The 24,414-nt window shown below is 49.8% G+C and carries 15 protein-coding genes; 6 read left to right on the top strand and 9 right to left on the bottom strand.

Annotated elements, in window-relative coordinates:
* The first annotated feature begins 58 nt into the window (after positions 1-58).
* The 4 genes from BMZ56_RS22145 to BMZ56_RS22130 are packed head-to-tail and all read left to right on the top strand — an operon-like array spanning position 59 to position 7,144.
* Positions 59-3,445: a TonB-dependent receptor gene (locus tag BMZ56_RS22145; RefSeq protein WP_177195263.1), complete on the top strand. Its 3,387-nt coding sequence runs from the start codon at positions 59-61 to the stop codon at positions 3,443-3,445.
* Positions 3,446-3,463: 18 nt separating this feature from the next.
* Positions 3,464-5,008, top strand: coding sequence for a RagB/SusD family nutrient uptake outer membrane protein (locus BMZ56_RS22140; protein ID WP_090631089.1), 1,545 nt, complete (start codon positions 3,464-3,466; stop codon positions 5,006-5,008).
* Positions 5,009-5,044: 36 nt separating this feature from the next.
* Entirely contained in the window at positions 5,045-6,406 is a 1,362-nt protein-coding gene (locus BMZ56_RS22135; protein WP_090631086.1) for a Gfo/Idh/MocA family protein, read from the top strand.
* Positions 6,407-6,409: 3 nt separating this feature from the next.
* On the top strand, positions 6,410-7,144 hold the full coding sequence (locus BMZ56_RS22130; protein ID WP_090631083.1) for a 3-keto-disaccharide hydrolase: 735 nt from the start codon (positions 6,410-6,412) through the stop codon (positions 7,142-7,144).
* Positions 7,145-7,263: 119 nt separating this feature from the next.
* Here BMZ56_RS22130 and BMZ56_RS22125 read toward each other — a convergent pair whose 3' ends face one another.
* The 8 genes from BMZ56_RS22125 to BMZ56_RS22090 form a co-directional block, all read right to left on the bottom strand.
* Positions 7,264-9,504 carry an inorganic phosphate transporter gene (locus BMZ56_RS22125; RefSeq protein ID WP_090631080.1) on the bottom strand — a complete coding sequence of 747 codons (2,241 nt, stop codon included), beginning with the start codon at positions 9,502-9,504 and terminating at the stop codon, positions 7,264-7,266.
* A 149-nt stretch (positions 9,505-9,653) separates the two neighbouring features.
* Positions 9,654-11,273 carry a thiol-activated cytolysin family protein gene (locus BMZ56_RS22120; protein WP_090631077.1) on the bottom strand — a complete coding sequence of 540 codons (1,620 nt, stop codon included), beginning with the start codon at positions 11,271-11,273 and terminating at the stop codon, positions 9,654-9,656.
* Positions 11,274-11,351: 78 nt separating this feature from the next.
* A complete protein-coding gene (locus BMZ56_RS22115; RefSeq protein ID WP_090631074.1) occupies positions 11,352-12,179 on the bottom strand; it encodes a DUF6597 domain-containing transcriptional factor in 828 nt (275 codons plus the stop codon).
* Between the two features lie 136 nt (positions 12,180-12,315).
* Positions 12,316-13,959, bottom strand: coding sequence for an FAD-dependent oxidoreductase (locus BMZ56_RS22110; RefSeq protein ID WP_090631071.1), 1,644 nt, complete (start codon positions 13,957-13,959; stop codon positions 12,316-12,318).
* Positions 13,960-13,971: 12 nt separating this feature from the next.
* Positions 13,972-15,441 carry a RagB/SusD family nutrient uptake outer membrane protein gene (locus BMZ56_RS22105; RefSeq protein ID WP_090631069.1) on the bottom strand — a complete coding sequence of 490 codons (1,470 nt, stop codon included), beginning with the start codon at positions 15,439-15,441 and terminating at the stop codon, positions 13,972-13,974.
* A gap of 2 nt (positions 15,442-15,443) precedes the next feature.
* Entirely contained in the window at positions 15,444-18,746 is a 3,303-nt protein-coding gene (locus tag BMZ56_RS22100; protein ID WP_177195262.1) for a TonB-dependent receptor, read from the bottom strand.
* Positions 18,747-18,939: 193 nt separating this feature from the next.
* Entirely contained in the window at positions 18,940-20,145 is a 1,206-nt protein-coding gene (locus tag BMZ56_RS22095) for a FecR family protein (RefSeq protein ID WP_090631062.1), read from the bottom strand.
* Between the two features lie 89 nt (positions 20,146-20,234).
* A complete protein-coding gene (locus tag BMZ56_RS22090) occupies positions 20,235-20,813 on the bottom strand; it encodes an RNA polymerase sigma factor (RefSeq protein ID WP_177195261.1) in 579 nt (192 codons plus the stop codon).
* A 272-nt stretch (positions 20,814-21,085) separates the two neighbouring features.
* Between BMZ56_RS22090 and BMZ56_RS22085 the strand changes: the two genes are divergently transcribed.
* Both BMZ56_RS22085 and BMZ56_RS22080 read left to right on the top strand, forming a co-directional pair.
* Positions 21,086-21,952 (top strand): SDR family NAD(P)-dependent oxidoreductase, encoded by an 867-nt coding sequence (locus tag BMZ56_RS22085; RefSeq protein ID WP_090631055.1) that lies wholly within the window; start codon positions 21,086-21,088, stop codon positions 21,950-21,952.
* A 74-nt stretch (positions 21,953-22,026) separates the two neighbouring features.
* Positions 22,027-23,433 carry a Gfo/Idh/MocA family protein gene (locus BMZ56_RS22080; protein WP_090631052.1) on the top strand — a complete coding sequence of 469 codons (1,407 nt, stop codon included), beginning with the start codon at positions 22,027-22,029 and terminating at the stop codon, positions 23,431-23,433.
* A gap of 82 nt (positions 23,434-23,515) precedes the next feature.
* On the opposite strand, the gene BMZ56_RS22075 is transcribed toward BMZ56_RS22080, so the two are convergent.
* A complete protein-coding gene (locus BMZ56_RS22075) occupies positions 23,516-24,391 on the bottom strand; it encodes an endonuclease/exonuclease/phosphatase family protein (protein ID WP_090631049.1) in 876 nt (291 codons plus the stop codon).
* Positions 24,392-24,414 lie beyond the last annotated feature (23 nt).

The following is a 24,414-nucleotide window of genomic DNA, read 5'->3' as shown; positions in this document are numbered from 1 at the left end:
ACTAGGGGTTTGCTTAAACATTAGCCTAGCTTCGATTTCGCAGACAGTTACACTAAAAGTGCATCAGCATCCGTTGCCGGAGGTGCTAACAACCCTTGAACAACAGACGGGGTTCCGAATTATGTACAACGACCGTTTTGTTAAACCCAGTATGCTGGTTTCGCTTAATGTGAATGGGCGACCTCTGGAACAAGTACTGGATCAATTGCTCGCCCCAGAACGATTGACGTATCATATCGAAGGCAAAACAATTGCTATTCGCCGGAAGGCAACAGGACTGCCTGTTTCGGACCAGAAGGACGAACCCATTCGACAAGAACGGGTCATTAGCGGCAGGGTAACCGATGATCAGGGAAACCCGCTGGAGGGTGTAACCGTACGAGTGAAGGAAACGAATGAGGCAACTACGACCAATTCAGCAGGGGAATATCAGATTAGTGTGGCGAATGGTGGAAACACGCTGGTCTATAGTATCATCGGGTACGAAAGTGCTGAACGGATTGTTGGGGATAGATTGTCTATAGATGTCTCGCTGCGGATATCGCTTAGTGATTTGGACGAGGTTGTGGTGATTGGTTATGGCAGCCGTCAGAAAAAAGATGTCACGACGTCCATTTCCACGATCGGTTCGAAAGAGATTTCGAAAAGTATCTCCATGACTCCGGAGTTGGCCATGCAAGGGCGTATGACAGGAGTCCATGTTTCAGGAAACACCGGAAGTCCGATGGCCCGGCCAACAATTAGGATCCGCGGGGTTAACACGTGGGGCGTTACAGAACCCTTGTATGTAATAGACGGGATTCCTGTAACCGAACTCGGGAGCGGGGTAGAAGGCCAAGATGAACGGGTTCGAGACGTTCGTGGTCCGATTAATGTGATGGCGATGATTGATCCCAATGACATTGAATCCATCTCCGTACTTAAAGATGCTTCGGCTGCTGCCATTTATGGAGTCAGGGCTGCCAACGGAGTGGTGTTGATCACGACAAAAAAGGGGGCTACCGAAAAGCCCACGATCGGAGTCAGCGCTAGGCATGGAATTCAAAATATCGTAAATGATTGGGAAGTGATGAATACCCAACAATATGTACGGTTTTACGAAAATGCGTATGCACAAAACCCCAATTTCGTGCTAGACGGGGTTTTTAATCCCCAAAGCTCGGAATATCTTGGAAATACGCCCGAAACCTTCGACTGGCAGAACGCGATAATCAATAAAAATGCGCCCAATCAGGAGATGTCCGTAAGGGTATCCGGCAAAACGGATGCGACCAATTATTATACTTCGGCCAGCTTTGCATCGGCTGAGGGTACGCTAATCGGCGAGCGGCTAGATCGCTATTCGTTTAACGTCAAATTGGATAATCGATTCAATAAATGGTTGAAAACTGGTGTGAATTATCGATTGGCTTATGTAGAAGGAAACGATAATCTCCAATCGAACCTTATAGACAGAGCAGAAACGCCCCCTTGGCAGCCTATCTATGATCCTCATGGTCCTTCATTTCTGCGAGGGTTTGCACAAGTTGCCAAAGGGTATGATGAAAATGGCGTTTGGTCTGGTGAAAAGCGCTACGGCGAAGGAACACGGGTTAATTCCGTGGCCTTGAGTCAGCTTAATTTCCTTGATTATAAATCGCTCAGGAACATGGGGAATGCCTTTTTGGAGGTAAATCCTTTATCGGGTCTGTCCATTAAGGGGTCTATCAGCATAGACTGGTATAGACATGACCGTTTTAGATTCGACGATTATAACGGTGCCTACTTCTCCTACGGGACTACCCCTACAGATCGTGGAGGAGGTAATTCTGTAGGCCTTTATTCGGAAAGAGGTACAACAAACTTCAACTTAATTAAGGAGTTGACAGTAAATTACCGTAAGGCCATAGGTCAGCATAGATTCGATGTGACGTTGAATGGAATGGACCAGCAATATTCAGCAAAGTATGCAACCGCAGAATCTGAATTCATGACCACCAAAGAAAAACATTTGCTGGCACTGGGGGGCGAAAATCAATATACATTGATCGAATCCGAACGATTCCGATGGGCCCTGCAAGGATTGATGGGAAGGTTGAGTTACAACTTTGCCGATAAGTATTACGCTGATGTGACCGTCCGCCGTGATGGAAGTAATCGCTTCGCCCCGGATCGGCGATGGGGTACGTTTCCGTCGGCTTCACTGGCGTGGCGACTTACCTCCGAACCGTTTATGGACGACGTAACGTGGTTAAATGATTTAAAATTTAGAGTCGGTTGGGGGCAATTGGGCAATCAGGAAGTAAGGCCAATGGCTTATCTTTCGCCCGTCGAAAAAAGACCCACGTATGCGTTCGGCTCCAGACCGGGCGGAGATGGCCTCGGTATATACGGTGTTGGCGCTGCCATGTTTTCATTTCCTAATTCGCAACTTGGATGGGAGCAAACAACCACCACCAATATAGGATTTGATGCCCAGGCATTCGGCGCGTTTTCGGTTTCTGCCGAATATTACTACAAGGAAACAACGGGCATATTGCAGGAAACCAGCATTCCACCGAGTGTGGGTAGTGTTGAGAGTCCTGTAGACAACATAGCTGCTGTACGGAATTCGGGATTTGAGTTGTCGTTGGGCTACGGCGGCACGATTGGAAAGGTGAATTACAATGTTAGTGCTAACTTGACAACGGTGAAAAACAGGGTGCTGACCACCTATAGGGGAATACCGCTCAGTGGCGAGCACCGGATTGAAGCTGGATATCCGATGAATTACATCTACGGATATAAAGCAGGCGGTATTTTCCAAAATCAAGCCGAGATCGACAACTATCTCCGAAATGTGCAGGATTTGACCATTTCGCAGACCTTCCAGCCGGGAGATAGGTACTTCATCGATATATACGGCGCACCGGATGCGGCAAACGGTCATAGTTTTTACACACCGGCTCCCGATGGGGTAGTAAATCAATACGACCGGACGTTTCTCGGCAAGACGATTCCCGGCTACTATTACGGGTTCAATTTCGGGATTGATTATAAAGGTATCGACCTATCGGTGTTCTTCCTGGGGGTTGGCGATGTATATAAATACAATGCCGCGAGGGCGACCATGGAGGGTACCGCCACGCGTGGAAACAACCGGAGTGTGAACGTGTTGAACGCATGGAGTCCGGAGAATCCTTCGACGGATATAGCGCGTGCGGTTGTTGGGGATCCGAATGGGAGCTTGCGTTATTCATCGTATTACGTAGAGAACGCCTCATACCTCAAATTGGGCAACGCCCAACTCGGGTATACCCTGCCGCAGTCTGCATTGACTTTCTTGAAGAACAATGTGAAATACCTGCGGATTTATACCAGTGTTAACAATGGTTTTATCTTGTCAAATTGGAGAGGGCTGGATCCTGAAAATGATGCGGAACCCGAACCGCGGGTTTTCAGCTTCGGAATCAACGTGAATTTCTAATCATAGCGCATAATCGACATGAAAAAGATTGAAAATATATTGACAATAGTAGTTACCGTGGTTCTTTGTGTAGGCTGTGACCGCAATCTTGATATTAAGCCAACCAAAGAACTGGAGTCTGATTACTTTTCCGATGAGGAACGTATGCAACGCGGTGTCAGGGGCGTGTATGCCAAGATCACGGATTTCTATGGGTTTAACAATAATGCACCCAGCCACTTGCTGTGGTTGCTGCCTGGCGATGACCTGATGGGCAACAATCCGCGGACGAAAGACACATTCAAGGGACTGAGCAGCGATGATGGGGATGTGAATTTCGTGTGGAACCGTTTGTACCAATTGAACGCCAGAGCCAACACGATGCTGGAGAAAATCGAAGAGAACCTGAATGTATACAGCAACCCCGAGTTGGCTGATTACAACAAGGGAGAATTGCTTTTCATTCGATCATGGACCTTCTTCAAACTTTGGACCTGGTGGGGCAAAGCGCCCGCTATCACCGAGCGGATTCAGTCGTTGTCCGACATCCATAACCCTCCAACACAGGGCGTAGAATTGCTGGATATCGCTATCGCTGACCTGGAAGCAGCGGTACAACTGCTGCCCGATGAATGGCCTGCGGAAGAATCAGGGCGCATTACAAAAGATGGAGCGAACGGCTTGTTGGTTAAATGCTACGTAACCCGGGCTTGTAACAATGGGAAAAGCACAGCAGATTACAACGCAGCCATCGAGGCGTTCGAACGGATTTCGCCGACACGGAGGCTTACATCCCACTTCGGAGAAAATTTTGACTATCGCTTCGAAAACAATGAGGAGTCGCTCTTCGAATTTCAGGCAAGTCTAAAGCCGGCCGAAAACCCTTGGTTGGATAACGATTTCGGGGATGGCGTGGGCACGATGGGCGCATACTATAAACATTTCGAAAATGACTGGACAAATCAGGGTACGATTGTAGCACCGACACAAAAGATGGTTAGCATGTTCGACCCTGAAGATCCGCGTATCACAGAGACGTTCGCTAAGGTCTCGGATGTCGCTTTTTCCTTCAACGGCGGGTATAAAATGGTGAAATACATCAACGGCGAACGTGGTAAATACGCCGGGATCGGCGTTATAAATTCGATAAATAACACGCGTATCCTGCGATTGGCCGATGTTAAACTACTGGTTGCAGAAGCTTACCTGCAAACAGGCCAGGAAGGAGAAGCGCTCGAGCAGGTGAACGATATCCGTAAGCGGGCCAGGATGTCGACGGCGGATGGAATGGAAGCATCCCAACCGGCGGATTTGACAGCAATAGCGATGCAAGACATCATGGATGAACGGATGCGCGAACTGGTCGGGGAAGAGGGCATCCGATGGAATGATCTGGTGCGATGGCACCAAGCGGGATTCATCAACCTGCAAGCTTGGACGAAAATGGATTTCGGCATGGGGGCTAGCTACGACGACGATTTGTGGGGATTCGATGCCAATACGCACGTGCTGATGCCGATTCCGGTTTCGGAAATGGACAACAACCCTGAGATGCTCCGAAGCGGGCAAAACCCAGGCTATTAACAATTACTTATCTCAATGTAGCATACATCAAGTAAAATGGATAGAAGATCTTTTATAAAAAAAACAGGGACAGCTGCGGCATGTTCCCTGTTGCTACCAACGATTGTACCGGCCTCATCGTTGGGAAGGAATGGTCATGTGGCCCCATCCGATCGGATTAATCTCGCATTCATCGGTGCGGGCAATCAGGCAGAGAACGATGCAAAAGGGTTCCTAAGGGACAATCGCCTGCAAATCACAGCGGTTTGCGACGTGAATAAAAAAAGTACAGGGTATTGGGACGGCAAAGTAGGCGGCAGGGAATACCTCATGGATTTGGTAAATACTTCGTATAGTGAAAAGCATGGAAAATCCTACAAGTCGACTAAAGGGTATACCGACTTCCGCGAGGTCATCGACTTGAAAGATATCGATGCAGTCGTGGTGGATACCCCCGACCATTGGCACGCAATTCCGGTCTTGATGGCGGCCCGGGCACGCAAAGATATATACTGCCAGAAACCGCTTTCCTTGACCATTTCCGAAGGCAGGGCAATGGCAGATGCCGTAAAGAAGTATGGTGTGGTCTTTCAAACCGGGAGCCAGCAACGGTCGGGTAAGGAATTCCATCGGGTTTGCGAACTCGTGAGGAACGGAAGATTGGGAAAGCTGGAGACCGTCATTTGCGGATTGCTAAGTGGTACGCCGGATTTCGGAAAAACGGGCCACTTGACGAATGAAATGCCGGTTCCCAAAGATTTCGATTATGATAGGTGGCTTGGCCCTGCGCCAGAGTCGGCTTATTGCCCCGCACGTACCCACGTAAACTTCCGGTGGAATCTCGATTATTCCGGTGGAATGGTTACTGACTGGGGAGCACACCATTTCGATATTGCGCAATGGGGTATAGGTATGGACGACTCGGGGCCCGTTAAAATCACCAATCCAGAGGCGGTGTGGACAAATCACCCGGTATGGAATACGGCAGAACAATTCCATTTCGAATGCATCTACGAGAATGGTGTGAAACTTATTGCGAGTTCCAAGGTTGAATTGGGGATAACATTTATTGGCTCAGAAGGGAAGGCATGGGTATCAAGGGGAGCCTATAAAGTGGAGCCGGAAGGCATTGACTCCACGCAAATCGGCCCGGATGAAATTCATTTGTACAAAAGTGACGATCACTACCGTAATTTCATTGACTGTGTCATTTCCCGTGAGCCAACCGCGGCCCCTGCTGAAGTCGGGCACCGATCAATTACCATAGCCCATGCCGGAAACATTGCGATGATGCTCGGTCAGGAACTGGAATGGGATCCAAAAAAGGAATGCTTTGTCAATAATTTCGCTGCCAATCAGCTCCGCTATCGGCAGATGCGCGAGCCCTGGGCTTCAGTTTATAGAACATATTTGGTTTAAAGGATGAGGTACACGAGTTGTTTTTGCTGTGCATTTTTACTTATTGCGACCCTCGCACATGCACAGGTTGGCCGACAGGCGAATGGTACGATAGATTTTATGGGTTTGGAGGCATTCGAAAATGTTACGGGGAACTGGCAATTAGCGCAGGACGTGTTTTTCGATTCGCTAACAACAGCCAATGAAATCGTGGCAGGCCAGGGAATCATTGTGAACCGGCCTACGGAAGAATTAAACGGCAATTTGTTCACAAAGATGCAACATGGCGATATCGAACTGGAATTTGAGTTCATGATGGCCAAGCATTCGAATTCCGGCGTATACTTTCAAGGCAGGTACGAAATCCAGCTATTCGATAGTTGGGGTGTCGAAGTCCCGGCATTTTACGATTGCGGTGGTGTCTATCAACGATGGGATGAGCGTCGGGCCGGAAATGCAAAGGGATTTGAAGGAAAGGCTCCGCTCCGAAATGCGTGTTTGCGCCCCGGTGAGTGGCAACATCTTCGTATTGTTTTCCAAGCGCCTCGATTTGATGAGAACGGAGTGAAAATAGCAAACGCACGTTTCTTGGAGGTTGTCCACAATGACATCGTCATTCATCAAGACATTGAAGTGACAGGTCCGACCCGGTCTTCGGCATTCGAAGATGAACAGCCATTCGGCCCGTTGATGCTTCAGGGTGACCACGGGCCCGTTGCATTCCGGAATATAAGGTACGTTGGCAAGGTCTGCAAATGAAGTATGGCGAATACGGGAGTGGATTCGTTTAAGAACCGTTATTGTGCGGATGTTCGGCGATACATGAAACCAGCGAACCGGTAATATTGACCGGCGATTTCAATACCCTGCCCGGCTAATCAATTTTCAAACCGGCCGTAGATCTTACAGATCCGGAACAGCACCGCTTGGATGTCGCGGCTCTGGAGAAAAATACTGGTTTGAAGCAACGCTTGCTTACTGCCGATATTTTTACGCCGGATCAGGTCGATTTCGTTTCCGAAATTGGTGTTAATGAATTCCCGGATTTCGTTGCGGCTTTTACGGATCAGCGACACATTTGGCCCGTCGTCCTCATTGAGCTGGTTGATCACTAACGTGAAAAACTTGTCCATTTTGACGCCTAAGCCCTCTAATGTGGCGATAAACCCAGTCGCAAGGGGCTCGTGCAGGTTTTCGATATACTGGAGACTTTCAGTACTCAGGAATTTTGCCGACTGAAGCATGTCCTGTATGAGGTCGGCACCGTGCACGATTACCTCTGCCGACCGCCGGTCGGCGGCGCCAAGCTGCCGGATCGCCCGGAGGCTGTTCCGCTTGAGTTTGTATGTGTATTTAATGAGCTTCAGGAGTTCGTCGTCGGCCTTCTTTATTGCTGACGCATCGCCGTTGCGTATGCCGTTCAAAATCGTACTGTAATGACCGGATGCTTCAATGATCATAGTGACGAGCGTGTTCTTGCTGCGGATGTATACATCCAGGTCCGGCTCTTCCAGTAGGCTCAGCCGGCTCTTCTCTTTTTTTGAACGGCGTTCGCGATGGGCAAATTTTATATTGGAAATGACAATATAAATGACGACCATGCTCAGTAGAATGGCCGTGGCCAGCACGCCCTGATAAATCACGAATGCAAAGAAAGCGGCGACGGAAAACGCAAACAACGCGGTGATGAACCACCCGCCAATTACGCTGAGTACACCCGTGACCCGATATACAGCCGATTCGCGCCCCCATGCCCGATCCGCAAGAGACGTACCCATCGCTACCATAAACGTTACATAGGTGGTAGATAGGGGCAGTTTCAGCGAGGTCGCCCATGCGATGAGTATACTCGCCAGCACGAGATTGGTTCCGGCCCGGATCAGGTCAAAGGCGGGTGCATCCTGATCCACCTGGGTGGCTTTGCGCAGCTTGTCCCGTTCGAAACTCAGGTCGTACCGCCGCTTGATATTACGGGGGATAACCGTATCAAAGACATTACCCAGTAACATAGCGGTTTTTACCACCCGCCGGGATACGGTATTTGGCTTGAAGCGGTCGTCACTTCCGTCCTCATCCTGCTTGCTCAGGCTGATTTCTGTTTCCGTAACTTTTTTGGCTTTTGCACTTAGCCAGATCGTTAATGCCATAACGAGTCCGGCTATTCCCAGCATATAAGTGGGTACGATGACGTCGCTCGTCGCCAAATAGTCCTGATGCAACGCATCGGCGGGAACGCCACTTTCAGCCCAGTTCTGGTATGCCACCAACCCGGCGATGGGAACACCAATGAAATTGACCAGGTCATTTCCGGCAAATGCCATGGCCAGGGAAAACGTGCCTGCGATGACTACGATCTTGATGGGGTTTATGCGAAATTGGCGCTGCAGCCAGAAAGAGATTGCCGTCGTAACGACCAGGATAAGCAGTATAAAAACAACAAGGTTCTCATTTAGTGTTCCCACCCAATCCGCTTGTGCCAGCGTTGTACCCTTGAGTCCTTTAATCAACAGAAAGTAGATGATTACGGTAATTCCCATACCGGAAAAGGGAGCCCCCAGGCTTTTTAACCTATTTTCGTATTGAAATGTAAAAGCCGACCGGACCACATATTGTACAGCCACCCCTGCGGTAAATGCAATCACGATTGATAGGAAAATGCCCGATATGATGGAAAATGTACTCTCGGCGTTGATGTATTTCATTACCTCGCCGATGGCTTCGCCTTTCTCTGCGGCGAATAGGAAACCGACAATCGCTGCGGCACCCAGCAGTTCGAAGACAATGGAAACGGTGGTCGATGTGGGCAGGCCGAGCGCGTTGAAAATGTCGAATAATACAATATCGGCAAGCATAACGGCCAGAAAAATCCACATCACTTTATCAAACGTAAAATGTTGGGGCTGGAAAATTCCCTTACGGGCAATCTCCATCATTCCGCTAGAAAAAAAGCATCCGGCTAATATCCCGGCGCTGGCGATCAAGATGATATTCCGATACGTAGTTACCTTACTCCCGATTGCCGAATTCAAAAAATTCACGGCATCGTTGCTTACCCCTACGATGAGGTCTGCAATAGCCAGAACGAGTAAAAGTGCAACAATAAACAGTAAGTAGTCCATAAAAAATTAAGATGGAACAGCGCAAAAGTATGAAACTAATGTTATTTAATTGTTAACCCTTGCAAGATAGCAGGAAGGCATATTACGACCTACGAAAAACCCCGCACTGGGGTGGCGCGGGGTTCTCAATGCTACAACCATACACTCACTTAATCATACAACGGTACGATCCGGAACCCGAAAAGGATTTCAGACTCATCATGCCGACAGGTCAGCGTATAGCGTTTATCGGGGTCTATCTCATTTATTTTAACGTTGGTGTGATCATCCAGGAAGTTGTCATTGGGGCCGGAATCATATTCCGTGATATCAACGCGGATGCCGATTTCGTGAATTGCCTTATTCTCTTTCATCGGAAAGCAAATGGATTTGTTCATAAATATAGCTTTGCGTTCTTTCAAAAAGAATGGATTGTCTGAATTACCCTTTGAAAAAGTCCAGAAAATCTTGTCTAAGCCGGTTCCTGCGTTGGCATGTTCAATGATTTGTTTGTTCAATCGGTCCTCATCCATGATGTCTTTGTTGCTTTTGTCCAAGGCGCGGATGCGTACCCTTGCGTTGACCTGCTCGCCGTCACCGCCGTCGTCATTCACCGCACAGGTGATACTTTCCCAGATCACTTTGTACTTGGTGGCTTTGGGATGGCATTTGCGGCTCTCGTAATCGACATACATTTTTGTGCCCACGGTATGCATATCCAAGGTGCGGAGCGAATAGGATATGGGGACTTCGTCATTGGTTCCTTTCAAATAATTGGAAATGGCTTTTTTTATGTCGCCGGGATTCTGATGCGTGATGATGCTGGCAACCAGCGGGGAGCCTCCCATGGCAAATACCTGCAAAGACACGTTCTTCTCCTCAACTCTTTCTTTTACCTTTTCCTCCAGTTCTGCCGCTGCTACCCAATAATCTGCATATTGCTTTAGGTCTATATCCATGCCTTCATAACTTTCGTCGCTTTCAAAAACGAAGTACAGCATACGGCCATAGCCTATCGAGTCTACAAACACCCAATTGGGATTGATCTTGTCCCTGCTCACGGCATCGGCTATGCCAGGGTCTTCTTCCTTAATGTAAAAGAAATCCTCGGGTTCGTTTGCGGTATTGCTCACGCTTACCGTATAGTAGAGCTGTTTGGCCTCCAGGTAAAACTTATGTGTTTTCCGGGTGGAGTTGAACTCAATACGATGGCTTCCTCCGAATCCGAAATAATGCCCGCTCCCGCTGAAATTGGTTAACAGCGAAGCGTAGGAATCGAATTCACGAAGGGTTCCGGTGGATACCGCTACATCTGGCATATCCTTACTGCGGATGATCTTATTGATGGCTGCCCGTATTTCATGTTTGGTGGGATTGGGCACTTCTTGGGAAGCAACTTTGAAATGATGGCTATCTACCATCACAGTTAAAGGTTTTCTGGCATAGGGTAGGGTAGCCGCATTTCCGGCTGCCAACTCCCGCATATCGTATACGCCGCCCAGAAATATTTTTGAAATGGCATCGTTGGTTTCTACCACCTGATCTGACGACCAGATTCCTTTGGAATGGTCCACAGCGCATTTCCAACCGGGAGAATTTTCTTCCCGGATTCTATTAACGACTGCTTCTGTATAGGGCAATACGCCTCTTTTGTACTCGAGCGTGATGGTGTCTTTTTCACGGAATTTAATTTCCTGACGGTGGAGAATATTCAGTTTGACCTTTGTAAAGGCTGGTTTTACGCGCCCGATTTTCAAGTGGTCCCTTTTGATAAACATTTTTTTTGCCATGGTGGTTAGCTTTTGTGAAAGCTAATTTACCGGCCCGCCGGAATAAAAAGGGGTATAAAAGCGACATCGTGAAAAAAATTATTCGTAGCGTAACTTGCTTTGTATCGTCATCGAGTTGTTCCGGATCTCTTGTTGGATGTCCATCAGGTTCTTGCCAGTGAAATACCGGAAGTCTTTTTTCAGATGTTGCCGATCGTAGTAATTGTTCTTGTAAGCCAGGTCCGTCCAGCTGTTGTATTCTCCTTTTTCTAACATGTGGTAGGCTTTGGAAAATCGGATAATCTTGTAGTAAAGTTTAGGGTGCATGCCAATGCGCTGATGACTGATCCGTTCGAACTGGCGGACACATAACCCGCTTTTCAGGGCCACCTGATCCATTTTAAGTGCATCGGGCTGCGACCATAAACGGTACATAGCGTCATCCAGGGGGTGTATGGAGCGGCACTTGGGCAGTTGGTTCAGAAGGAACTGTTCGATGAGTTGAAGGGCGGTTTCCGGCAGAACGGTTTGTCGCAACATGGCGTTCAGAGTTTTCAATTCATTGCCGAAAATGATTTCTGCATCAACGCTTTGATCCAATAATTGATCTTGCGGTATGCCGGTTAGCCGGTATAGGGCTCCGGGTAGTAATCCCACTCGTACGGCTCGGTATTCCGCCTGCGACCGGATCAGCACCGGACTGACCTGGGCGCCTACCACTACCGTTTGCGGTTGGTTGATGAATGTTTGCTTGGAGGGTTTGTAAACCGAAATGGAATGCTCAAAATGGAAACATATTCCGGATTGTGGCGTGGGCGGATGGAAATAAAATAGATTGGCGGCCTTTGGTGATTCCTGTTGAATGTACAGTAAGCAATGCACCAGATGCCTTAAGGGAGGAGTGATGGCTAGTTCTTTGCAAAACATTTGCGTTGAATTTCTAAAACTGAAAGCTAATTTACGAATAATCCGGAAAATCCGGAGTAAGCGGTGTACTGCAAAAAGATCCCTGAAGCAGGACTCCAGGGACCTTTCTAACTACGGATTTTTGTAACGGCTATGCTCAAATGAGGCCGGGCAGATCCAAAATCTGACCATCTTTTTCCAATTGTTCCCTCAAAGCAGTGTAATCGATGTCTTGCACATCCAGATTACCATCTATTGCCTGGATGGCGGCGGTGGCTGCCGATTGCCCGAGCACCATGAACGTCCATTCCAAGCGGATGGATCCATAGGCGATATAGCTGGACGAGGGGCACGTGGGCGTAAGCAGGTTCGTGCACTCGCCCCGTTTGGGCACTAACGCACGGTAAGAGATGGGCAGCGGCCGCCATTGCCCGGCCGGTTCAAACACAAACCCTTCATTATATGCATGGCCGTCTTTGACGATACGCCGTGCACTGTGCACATCCGGAGGCCAGTACGCAATTCCTACGGGATCTTCTACAGGTATGGGATCCGGTTTGAGGATATGGTGTTCGGTAATCACGTAATCGGATACCATACGGCGTGCACTGCGCACATAGAACTGGCGGGGCCACCCGCCGTTGTCGGTAAATTCATCTTTGGCCAATCCCCAGGATGCCCATTCGCGCTGCAAATCGGGGTCCAGCTCGCCCACTTCGGGATCGGTAGCGAGAAAATAGAACCATCCCTGAGTAAATGACTTGTGCTGGTTAAAAATAGCCTCGCGCGTACGGTAATCGCCAGTAGGGTAGTCTACATTCATGCCGTACAGATTGTGTGATAGATCGTGCCAAGCACCGAGGTCTGATTTTTGATTAGGTACCAATACCCAGGGCCATAGTAGTTTACCGCCGGCGCGGAGGTACCGTAGATAAATTTCGTAGTGGCTGCGGTTGTACCCCGCGGGCTTTTCAAAAGGAATCTGGTTGTCTTTCACCGGGGTGAGGCACGCCCGGAAGCAATAGGCCTGGATGTAAGGGCTTGCACTGCCCGGCTCGCCGAGATCCCCCGCTTGAATGGTATAGATCAATCCACTTGCGGGATTTCCGGGTTCCACATAGGGATCTATATTCAACTGGAACTGGGCGTGCGTGGTTTCCGCCCGCACGCCGTTGAGTGTTTCTCCGTAAGTGGCGTTGCCTTCGCGGCCGGAGACCACGGAGATGCCTGCAGCGGCCAGTAGGTCGCCCTCATACGATGCATCCATGAATATCCGTGCACGAAAGGCACTGCCGTCTTCCATGGCAATCTGTTGGATCCGGCTTCCGCGCTTGGTCACCGCGCCGGCATCTTCAGAAAGCCGGGTCTGCGTAAACACTGCCACCCCCACGTCGGCCAGCCACTGCTTAATGAGCCGCTCGGCCACACCGGGTTCGTGCGGCCAGATTTCCCGTACCTTTTTCTTATTTTTAATCGCATCCAAAAAGGCCGCTTCGCGGCCATAATGCACGGCAATACGGCGGTAAAACTCGATGGCCAGCCCACCTACGGCAAGGCTGTTTTGGAAGTCTTTCTGACTGTCGATGTCTGTAACTCCCAAACCGTTTACCAAAATGCCTCCCACGGCATAAGTGGGCTCGATGAGAGCCACCGATTTGCCGTGGGTAGCGGCCTGTATAGCGGCTATGAACCCACCGGGTGTACCGCCGTAAATAACGATGTCATAATGTCCTTCCTGTTGGTTACAGGCGGTAATGCAGTTCATCGCCACCGCCATGATCCATGTTATCATTTGTTTCATCCTTGCCTCCAGTTAATAGCCAGCATTTTGCTCCAGTTTCTTGTTCGCTTCGATTTCCCGGAAGGGTAGGGGAAAGCGCTTGTGATGCTCCGTAATGGGAGCGTTTCTATCGAAGCTATTTTCGGCTTTTACAGCCTCGATCAACTGGTCGCGCCGTACGAGGTCAAACCAGCGGTGGCCTTCAAAGCACAGCTCAAGCCTGCGCTCAAGCATGATAGCGGCATTAAACGCTTCTTTATCCAGACCGCTCAGCTCCGCGAGCCCTGCCCGTTTTCTTACCCGGTTTAATGCCTGGTATGCCTCGGTGGTAGGCCCGTTGTTGGCCTCGTTGAGTGCCTCTGCGTAGATGAGCAACAGCTCGGCATAGCGCAGATACGGCCAGCTGGTGCCCCCATTGAGGCCCACGCGTACGGTCGGGTCGGCCAGCTTCCAAAATGAGACCGCAACCGTTGGGTCGGGATCATCTACGGACAGGTGCACCGTTTGGCCGGTTCCGGGATGGACGTATGACGTCAGGAACGTGACGGCTTTGCGTTTGTCATTGGCTGCATAGCTGTCAAAAAGTGATTTGGTAACACGGAATATGCCATACCCATTGTTGGGCACGATGGGTGCACCGCGCGGAGCATATCCGGTGGTAAAGCCATTGCCTTTGATATCCGTGATAAACTGTACCTCAAAAATTGACTCTTTCCCGCCGCGGTTGGCCAGTGCAAACACATCTGCATAATCTTCCCAGAGGTCGTACCGATTCAGATCGATCACTTCTTTGGCCTTGGCAGCCGCCTGCGCCCAGTAAGGCGAACTTGGCGTATTGCCCGCCCGGGTGAGGTATACCTTGGCAAGTAATGCCGTTGCCGCAGCAGCCGTGGCCCTTCCCTTGTCGTTGTCTGCATGGTTGACGGGCAACGCAGCCGCCGCTTCCAACAGGTCTTCTTCGATAAACTGGTAAACATCCGCTACGGGCGATCGCGGAATCTCGACATCGTCCAAATTGGTGGTCTCGTTTTTTACCAACGGAACATCGCCGAAAAAGCGGACCAGGTTGAAGTAATGCAGCGCACGCAGGAATTTTGCTTCAGCGGTGAATACGTGTTTTTGCTGCTCATTCATGGAAACACCGGGCAGGCGGTCGATCAGCACATTGCTATACTGGATGCCCTCGTAGGCGCTGCTCCATATCTGGCCGGGATAGAGGTTGGATGTGTTGTGACTGTACCTCCAGATGGCCACGCGGTCTGGACCTCCGGTTAGGAACGGCACGGCATTGTCTGTACAGATTTCGTTAGGGGTGAGGATATGCTCATTGCGGTACACCTCCTGCAGGATGCTATAGGCACCTATCAATGCCGCTTTTGCATCGGTTTCATTTTGGTAAAAGGTTCCCGATGTAAGGTATCCCCTCGGAGCTACTTCCAGCGAAGCCGTACAGCCTTGGAGGATGGCCAAAACGGAAACTAAATATATAATGTGGGTTTTCATAACTACAGTTTAATGTTTAGTCCAAACAAAAGGGTTTTCGCATTGGGATAGCCATCAAAATCCATCCCTTGGTTGATGGCAGAACTTCCGAAACGGCTCACTTCAGGGTCGAAACCCTTGTAGTTGGTAAAGGTCAGGTAGTTTTGAGCGGCTGCGTAAATCCGCACTTCACGGATACCCATTCCCTTTACCGATATCCCTTTGAAAGTGTACCCCAATGAGATGTTTTTAAGCCGTAAATAGGAGCCGTCTTCGATGTGAAATGAAGATAGAATGCGCTGGCCACCGGTTGAATTTGCTCGAGGGATGGTCTGGCTGGGATTTGTTGGCGTCCAACGGTCGAGCACGTCAATGGATTGATTGTTGTTTCCATTGAGGCTATAAAGATCGAACCGTGCGAAATTGAGGATGTCATTGCCAAGGCTCCCCTGTAAGAAAAGCGATAGATCGACGTTTCGCCAACGGAACTCATTGGATATCCCCCCAAAGAACGGTGGGTTGCCGTTGCCGATCACCGTGCGGTCATTATCGTTGATCTCTCCATCGTTGTTTATATCTGCATACCGCAGATCGCCGGCCTGGGCATTGGCTTGCCCGGAAGCGCTCGCTTCTGCATCACTTTGGAATATGCCGACCACTTTGCGGCCATAGAAATTGCCTAGCGGTTCGCCCACCTTCATCAAGATGGTGTTGGAGACCCCGTGGTGGCCGCTGCCGGCACCCGTTGTAAACTCTTCTCGCCCATCAAGACTCAATACCTTATTGCGGTTGGTGGTGAGGTTGATCGCAGTGGTCCATTCAAAAGCTTCCCGCTTCACATTGATGGTGTTGAGCGCCAGCTCAAATCCCCGGTTTTCCACTTCCCCGATATTGCGCAGGGAAATGCTGTAACCGCTGGTTTGCGGCACATTGACGTCAAACAACAGGTTAAATGTACGCTTCCGGTAGTAGTCGGCCGTAATTCGTACGCGGTTAGACCATAGGGCGAGATCTATACCTGCATCGAGCTGAGCATTGCTCTCCCAGCCCAGGTCGAGGTTGCCCAAGGTTAACGGTTTGGCTCCCGTTTGCAGCACAGGATTGGCACCACCCAGCGGATATTGCACATAGCCGATGATAGACAGGTAGCCGAAATCCCGGATATCCTGGTTGCCGGTAAGGCCGTAGCTAACGCGGAGCTTAAAATCGGAAATGGTTTGCTGGTTGCGCATAAATGACTCGTTGATTACGCGCCAGGCGAAAGCTCCCGAGGGGAAGAATCCGTATTTTTTGTTGGGTCCGAACCGTGAGGAACCATCTGCGCGGGCCGTCAGCGTGAGCAGGAATCGATCCTGAAACCGGTAGTTAATCCGGGCTAGGTAGGATTGAAGGGCCCAATCGCCCGAGTCGGAATAGGGACGTTGTAACGTGCCACCGGCACCAAGGTTGTGGTACAGCGCGAAATCATCAATAAAATCGGCCGCATTGGCGATGACGCCCTCCACGTATGTGCCCTGTACGGTATACCCTGCCAGTGCCGTGAGGTGGTGCTGCTGGCCGAACGCACGGTCAAACGTTAGGGTGTTTTCATTCAGCCATTCCCGGCCCATATTGGCGCTAACCCGTGCCACTCCATTGGTACCCATGCCCAAGCCGATGTTGCGGGTCACGTAGTAGTTGTTCTTGACATTTTCGAGGTTGCCCCCCAATGACGTGCGCAACGTAAGACCTTCCCATAGCTTCACATCGGCAAAAGCGTTTGCGAAAATGCGGTTGCCTAGCGTTTTGTCGGTAATTTCACGCGCAATACCTACCGGATTATCTACCAGGTTACCATTGAGCGGACCTTGGTCTCGGTAATAGGAGCCATCTTCATTAAACACGGAGAATACAGGCGCATAGTTGATGGCGGCATTCATCACTCCGGCGTTGGACCCGCCGCCGATTTGCGAATGGGCAGCCTGCCCATTGGTCATGGACCCCGTTAAATTCAGCCCTATCGCTACATACTTGGAGAGTTCCCTGTCGATATTTGTGCGCAGCGTATACCGTTTGAAGCTCGACCGGTCAATGATGCCTTCCTGGCTGTAGATATTGCCCGATATGGCGTAGCGTGTCTTGCTTTCACCGCCGGTTAGCATCAGCTGGTATTGTTGCAAGGGAGCCGTGCGCAGTACCTGCTCCTGCCAGTCGGTGTTTATGTCAATCTGTTCGGGGCGCGGCCGTTCCGGCGAGGAGCCGTCGAAGTAGGCCGTCCCTCCGCCATTGACGCGTGCATCGTTAATGAATTCAGCATATTGCAGGCTATTCAGCAACGGAATGGTGTGCCTTACCCGTTGTATTCCATAATAGCTCTCAAAAGCAATTTCATTCTGGTCGACTTTGCCCCGCTTTGTCGTAACGATAACTACCCCGTTGGAACCGCGTGAGCCATAAATAGCAGTAGAGGAGGCATCTTTGAGAATTTCGATCGATTCGATATCCGCCGGGTTCAATGTATTAATCGAACTGGTGGGAAACCCGTCGACCACGTACAGCGGGTCGTTGCCGGCATTGACCGATCCCGTGCCCCGGATGCGGATGGTAGCCGGCGAGCCGGGATTACCGGCGTTTTGGGTTACCAATACACCGGGCGCCCGCCCCTGCAATGCCCGGCCAAAGTCAACAACGGGAGTGGCTTTCACGTCTTGTTCGGAAATGGTCGCCACCGCGCCGGTCAAATCGGACTTACGCACAGTACCGTAGCCTATCACCACAACCTCTTCAAGGTCATCGATGGCCTGCTGCAGCACCACATCTACGGTGCTGGCTTGGCCAATTGAGCGTTCGGCGCGGGTGTAGCCGACCATCGTGAAAACCAAGGTGGTCTCGCCGATAGGTACCGTTACTTGATATCGGCCGGTGCGGTCTGAGATAACGCTACGTTGCGATTGCTTCCACGAGATGGTTACTCCCTCCAGCGGCTCACCATTGGCAGTGGTGATACGCCCGCTGATGACGCGCTGCTGCGGTTGCACGGTTGGCATTTTGCTGCGGCTGGCTCGTGAAATGACGACACTCTTTTCTTCGATGGTATAGGTAAGTGGCAACCCTCCTATACATTGGTTCAGTACCTCTTGGATGGTAGCGTTCTTGCAAGTCACATCCACTTTGGGCGATCGGGTCACCGCATCGGCATCAAAAAGAAAATAATATCCCGTCTGTCGCGTGAGCTCCTGGAAAACGGTTTCTAACGGCACCGAGCGCAGCTGCAATGTGATTTTCTGCGCGCTGGCCCACACACTGGCGTGCATACTGAGTACAAACAAGATAACTGTCAATCTCATAATTACCGGGATACATAACTGGTATAGTGTGCTTTGGGGGATACCCAAAACTACTTTTTTTTCATACATTTGAAAAAGGTTTGTTAGTTAAAATTGGTTCTATAACACCTGGAATTAACGAGCCCTGGGGTCCTTGACCTTGGCAGTCGGAACGGTGCAACGTTCCGACTTTTTTCGTTCAGATGGCTTGTAGTTATTTTGTAATCAGCACTTTACCTCCCTCCATTTTATAATGCAATAATCCGGTACCCTGCAGCGCCCTCATCAACCTGTCTATGCTATCAAACCGGGGCACATTCCCTCCAATCCGTTTACCCGCCATGCCATCGCGGTACGCTACTTCAATATCATACCATCGCGCTACTTTACGCATCACTTCCTCCACAGGCTCATTATGAAACGTAAACAGGCCCGTGCGCCACGTGGCGATATGTCGTGTATCTACCTTGCTTCGCTTTATTACTTGGTTCTCTTCGTTAGCTAACGACTCCTCTCCGGGCTTTAACACGAGTGAGGAACCCCCGGCATTGCCCGGCACTGACCGGTCAACGCGCACACTCCCCGATACCAAGGAGGTTTTTACGTAACCATCGTCTGCATATGCACTGACGTTGAACGTGGTTCCCAATACTTCCAACGACTGAAGCGGTGTTTGTACGATGAACGGCTTTTCTGCATCATGCTTGACGTCGAAAAAAGCTTCCCCACTCAGTTTGACTACTCGTTTGGTACCTGTAAATTGCACCGGAAATGTAATGGAAGATGCCGCATTGAGCCATACGTGGCTACCGTCGGGCAGCGTCAACTGGTATTGCATCCCTTTCGGGATATGGATACTATGATTCGCACCTTCTGCGCCGAGCGCGTCGGATTGCGGGTGGTACACCAATTCCTTCCCATCTAATACGACGGATGCCCCACCCTCATTTGCCACGACTCCGTTTTGCAGGGTCGCCAGATCGATCGTCGTGCCATCAGCCAGGCGTAGGATGGCTTTGTCGGCAGGGAGCGAAACCGGAGGGGCTGGTTGCATAGCATGCCGATTTGCTTGATTGCCTGTTTGCAACGGATTTTTTTCCTGCATCCACCACAGCCCGACGCCCAGGCAGAGAACGGCCGCTACCCCTCCCAGCCAGTAACGGAGCCGATGGTGGCGGCGGAGTGCACGTTCCTTCGTAAAGCGGGGATCAGCGATAATCGCTTTGAAGAGATCCGGGCGATTGACCCGCATCTCGTTATCTTCCGCTACCTGGCCTAACCGGCTATCAATCCATGAAGAAAAAGCCTGCTCATTGCGGTGGTCGGTCAAATATCGATGCAGCTCATCAAACTCCGCGCGAGTTATTTTACCTGCTTCAAACGCGTTCAATAACTGCCGTATATGCTCTTTGTTTTCCATAACTTACCCGCAACGCACAGCATGGTTGTAGCCATTGCTCCTATAGGTACGTGACATGCCGCTGGGTGGGTAGTGGCTAATTAAAAAAATTACGGGAAACTGTAAAAGAGCGCGAGGTAAATAACTCCGTGCTGCTGGAAATGTTCGCGGAGGATTTTCAGCGCATTCACCAGGTGATATTTGACTGTATCGCGCGATATCTGTATGCGGTCTGCGATTTGCTGGTAGGTAAGCCCTTCATCCCGGCTCAACATAAACACAGCGCGTTGCTGGGCTGATAGTTGTTGTAACCCCGTTTCGGTGATATAGGTTAATTCATTCGCATTGATTTTTTCTTCGGTAGTGTTATCGGAGGTTTGTATGCGCTGGAATAAGCGATCTAAAAATGCTTTTGAGGTGGCCGCCTTCCGCCAATGATCGATAATGGTGCGCCGGGCGATTACATACAGATAAGGTACGATAGATCGATGATCCTCCAATGTTGAACAATGCAACCAGAAATGCAGAAAGGTATCCTGTACGATGTCTTCACTCAACGATTCATCGCGCAACAATCGAAGCGCATATTGGTAGATTTTCCAATGATGTGCTTGGAATACAGCTTCAAAGGCCGACGGGTCACCTTGCTTGAGGCGAGATACCAGCTTTGAGTCATCACGATGCTTCACTATACAACTCGATTAATCGGTTACCTTACACTTGGATAGTCGAGGCAAACTACCAAAAAAATAAGGACATATACAAATATCTACCCTATTTTCAACGGGCCGATTCATCATCGTGACCTGCATTTGCCGGTGGCCAACACAAGCAGGCGTATTTGCTTTTCGTTTTGCAAGCTGTATATTTGTGATACACCAAGTAGCAAACCTACCGGTGGTAAGATTGTCGTAAACCAAGTAGCCGATATGGAAACGAGTAAAACGAACATTACGAATGTATGATGGCTGTGTCCAAGCGGGTTTTAATCACCGGAGCAACAGAGGGTATAGGCAAAGAGGCTGCGTTTCAATTGGCAGCGAATGGATTTGAGGTCATTCTACACGGGCGTAATGTGGAAAAAGCCGCATCGGTAAAACAGGAGATACAAGTACGATATCCGGATGCGAAACTGGATGTCCTGATTGCCGACCTGGAAAACAGGACGGACACGATGAAGCTTGCTGACACCTTTAATCAACGGTATGATTCGTTGGACGTGCTCATTAACAATGCAGGTGGTGTGATGAATAAAGTACGACAGGAAACCGTGGACGGCTGGGAACGGACGATTGCATTGAATGTGCTGGCTCCATTTATGTGTTCGGCACTGCTGTTGCCTGCTTTGCAAAGACGGCCAGGCGCCAAAATTATCCATACGTCTTCGATGGCCCATATTATGGGGAAACCTAACCTTGGTGACCTGATGTATGAAACGAAATTCAACGCTCAACAGGCGTATGGCGATGCAAAATTGTACGTTATTCTCCTAGGACTTGAATTTATACGAAGACAGCAGTTGGCAAATGACACCAATCCAATAGGGATGTACGCTTTTCACCCCGGTGTCATTGCCTCCAATTTTGCCAAAAACAGCACATCGTTATATCATCATTTCTTTAGGCTATTCAGGCCTTTTTTAGGTTCTGTAAAACAGGGTGCGGATACGATGATATATCTTACAGCGCAGCCTAATGAAGCATTGCGGAATGGTGGCTACTATGTAAAAAGGAAGATAAAGAGGGCAAGGTTGCCCGCGAACGCCCTTGACGTAGCTGCACAGCTATGGGAGCGCTGCGAATCGCTGACGGGAATCCGTTTTGGGTGACGGGTATAGAAGTTTCTAAAAAACTTGATGTACATTTGAAAAGCACTTAATACGTTACCAATAGAAACTGTGATATGAATCAAAAGGAAATTTCACGCAAAGAATTTGTAAAAGGAATGGCGGTCGCGGCTGCTGGATTTATGATTGTTCCCCGGCACGTATTGGGCGGAAAGGGTTTTTTAGCGCCGAGCGATAAAATAACAGTAGGAATTATTGGGGCGGGCGGAAAAGGCAGACAGAACGCTGCTGAGCTTTTGAAATTAACCGATGTACAAATTACGGCAATTGCAGATCCTGCCAAGTACTGGGACTTAAAGGATTTCTACTATAAGTCAAAAGCCGGGCGTGAACCGGTCAAGGAAATGATCGAAAGTCATTATAAGTCTACCAATGCTAATTACAGAATCAATGAATACATCGACTTCAGGGAGATGCTTGAGAAAGAATCGTCTCTCGACGCCATCCTGTGTTCAACACCCGACAATACGCACGCCTATGTGTCGATAAAAGCATTGCGGGCCGGTAAACATGTATATTGTGAAAAACCGCTCACACATAACATCTGGGAAGCGCGGAAGGTAAGGGAGGTAGCCAGGGAAAGTGGTTTGGCCACTCAAATGGGGAATGTGTTGCACAGCGGGGACGGGATACGGCAAACCGTTGAATACCTCCGCGACGGTGCGATCGGGAAAGTTGAGGAAGCACACACCTGGGTGCCCGCTTCGCGGTGGAATCCGGGTTTGAAGGGACTGCCCTCCGGGCCCGCAATCGATGAACAAGCGATCGGATGGGATTTATGGCTGGGACCTACGCCTTATATGCCTTGCCACAAAGAGTATACTCCGGTCGCCTGGAGGGATTTCTGGGCACTCGGTTGCGGTGCGCTAGGTGATTTTGGTTGCCACGACCTGGATGCTTCGGTCTGGGCATTTGACCTCGATGCTCCGGAAAGTATTGAAATATTCCCTGCGGGCTATAGCGACGCGGATATCGCTCCTTATGGTGAAATGGGATACTATCATTTTGCGAAGAAAGACAACCAGCCCGAATTTAAACAGGCCTGGTATTCGGGGGGGCTAAAGCCCGCCCGGCCGGAATTGCTGCCTGCTGATGTGGAGTTGCCCAGCCGTGGTTCGCTTTTTATTGGAAAGAAAGGGATTATCGTAACGGGCGCAGGAGGTTCAAATCCTCAGATCTTCCCTGAAAAGCGAAGCGAAAGATATAATCCGCCAACGCCTAGTATCCCCCGCTCAAATGGGCATTATCGAGACTGGATTGATGCCATAAAGGGCGGACCAGCTGCGAGTGCTAACTTTGAATACGGGGCCCGCCTTACTGAGATTACACTTTTGGGTGTGCTTTCACTCCGATTGGGTGGAAAGAAAATTGAGTGGGATAGTGAAAATATGCAGGTGAAGGGATTGCCCGAAGCAGATCAGTATCTCCGGGAGCCGGTTCGGCCGGGATGGGAAATGGCTTAATTGGTGTCTCAGGTTGATTTATGATCAAACTAAAAAGGCTGTCTTAAAAGACAGCCCATTGATAAGACGAAGGTAAACAACCCTAAAACGTCAAGAGCGAAGTAACGGGTAGGTGATCCGATGGATAATGATCGCCGTTATAGATATCGGATATAACCTTGTAATCTTCGACCTCGAAATGCGGTGTCAGAAAGATATAATCGATGCGATTTTTGGGCTCACCCTGAAAAACACCGCCTCCTAAGTTGGTGTTTTCGACTCCCTGACGGGGTGTCTTGCTGCGGTCATACGCATCATCGAGTAGCGTTTTTATGGCTTTAACCTGGGAGGTTTCGACGGTGGAATTGAAATCGCCCACGCAAATGGCCGGGGCTTCCCCGGCGATTTCTTTGACTTTCCGAACGAGCAGCGGGCCCGACTCTCTTTTGGCTACTTCCAATCGCCAGTAGAAATGGACATTGAAGAAGAAAAACTCTTTACCCGTTTCTTTCACCTTGAACTTTGTCCAATTGCAGATGCGCCGGTCCGTAGCGTCCCAGCCGATGCTGGGTTCGTCGGGAGTTTCGCTGAACCAAAATACGCCGCTATCGAGCACCTCAAATAAAGCAGTACGATAAAAAGTGGCGCAATTATGCAGGTCGCCCTTACCGCCATAAGGGTGGCCAACGTAATCAAAGCCTGGCAGCAGGCCCTTCAGATCTGCCAGTTGATTAGCGTCCCCTTCTTGGGTGCCGAACACATCGAACTGATGGTTGCGTATTACATCCGACACGGCCCCCTTGCGTAAATCCCAGCCGTTGCCGGATTGCTCGTCGGCATCGGCGTCGTAGCGGATGTTGAAGGTTGCCGCACGGAACTGTGTTTTATCCGTGGAAGATTGTTGGGCCTCGCTCGTCGGATCGCCGCAGTTAAAGAAAGCGAGACACAGCGTACATAGATATAATAAAGTCGTTTGCATGATCTTGTTTGTTTTGGTACGCT

Source organism: Parapedobacter indicus, from assembly GCF_900113765.1.
GTDB classification, from domain to species: Bacteria; Bacteroidota; Bacteroidia; order Sphingobacteriales; family Sphingobacteriaceae; genus Parapedobacter; species Parapedobacter indicus.
Note: the sequence above shows the minus strand (reverse complement) of the source record. Positions and strands in the feature narration are given on the sequence as shown.

Bases quoted from the DNA above. Each gene is read 5' to 3' on its own strand.
- BMZ56_RS22110 (WP_090631071.1), bottom strand. From the start codon at position 13,959: ATGAAACAAATGATAACATGGATCATGGCGGTGGCGATGAACTGCATT.
- BMZ56_RS22130 (WP_090631083.1), top strand. From the start codon at position 6,410: ATGAGGTACACGAGTTGTTTTTGCTGTGCATTTTTACTTATTGCGACC.
- BMZ56_RS22140 (WP_090631089.1), top strand. From the start codon at position 3,464: ATGAAAAAGATTGAAAATATATTGACAATAGTAGTTACCGTGGTTCTT.
- BMZ56_RS22080 (WP_090631052.1), top strand. From the start codon at position 22,027: ATGAATCAAAAGGAAATTTCACGCAAAGAATTTGTAAAAGGAATGGCG.
- BMZ56_RS22115 (WP_090631074.1), bottom strand. From the start codon at position 12,179: ATGTTTTGCAAAGAACTAGCCATCACTCCTCCCTTAAGGCATCTGGTG.
- BMZ56_RS22135 (WP_090631086.1), top strand. From the start codon at position 5,045: ATGGATAGAAGATCTTTTATAAAAAAAACAGGGACAGCTGCGGCATGT.
- BMZ56_RS22095 (WP_090631062.1), bottom strand. From the start codon at position 20,145: ATGGAAAACAAAGAGCATATACGGCAGTTATTGAACGCGTTTGAAGCA.
- BMZ56_RS22105 (WP_090631069.1), bottom strand. From the start codon at position 15,441: ATGAAAACCCACATTATATATTTAGTTTCCGTTTTGGCCATCCTCCAA.
- BMZ56_RS22120 (WP_090631077.1), bottom strand. From the start codon at position 11,273: ATGGCAAAAAAAATGTTTATCAAAAGGGACCACTTGAAAATCGGGCGC.
- BMZ56_RS22075 (WP_090631049.1), bottom strand. From the start codon at position 24,391: ATGCAAACGACTTTATTATATCTATGTACGCTGTGTCTCGCTTTCTTT.
- BMZ56_RS22085 (WP_090631055.1), top strand. From the start codon at position 21,086: ATGATGGCTGTGTCCAAGCGGGTTTTAATCACCGGAGCAACAGAGGGT.
- BMZ56_RS22125 (WP_090631080.1), bottom strand. From the start codon at position 9,504: ATGGACTACTTACTGTTTATTGTTGCACTTTTACTCGTTCTGGCTATT.
- BMZ56_RS22100 (WP_177195262.1), bottom strand. From the start codon at position 18,746: ATGAGATTGACAGTTATCTTGTTTGTACTCAGTATGCACGCCAGTGTG.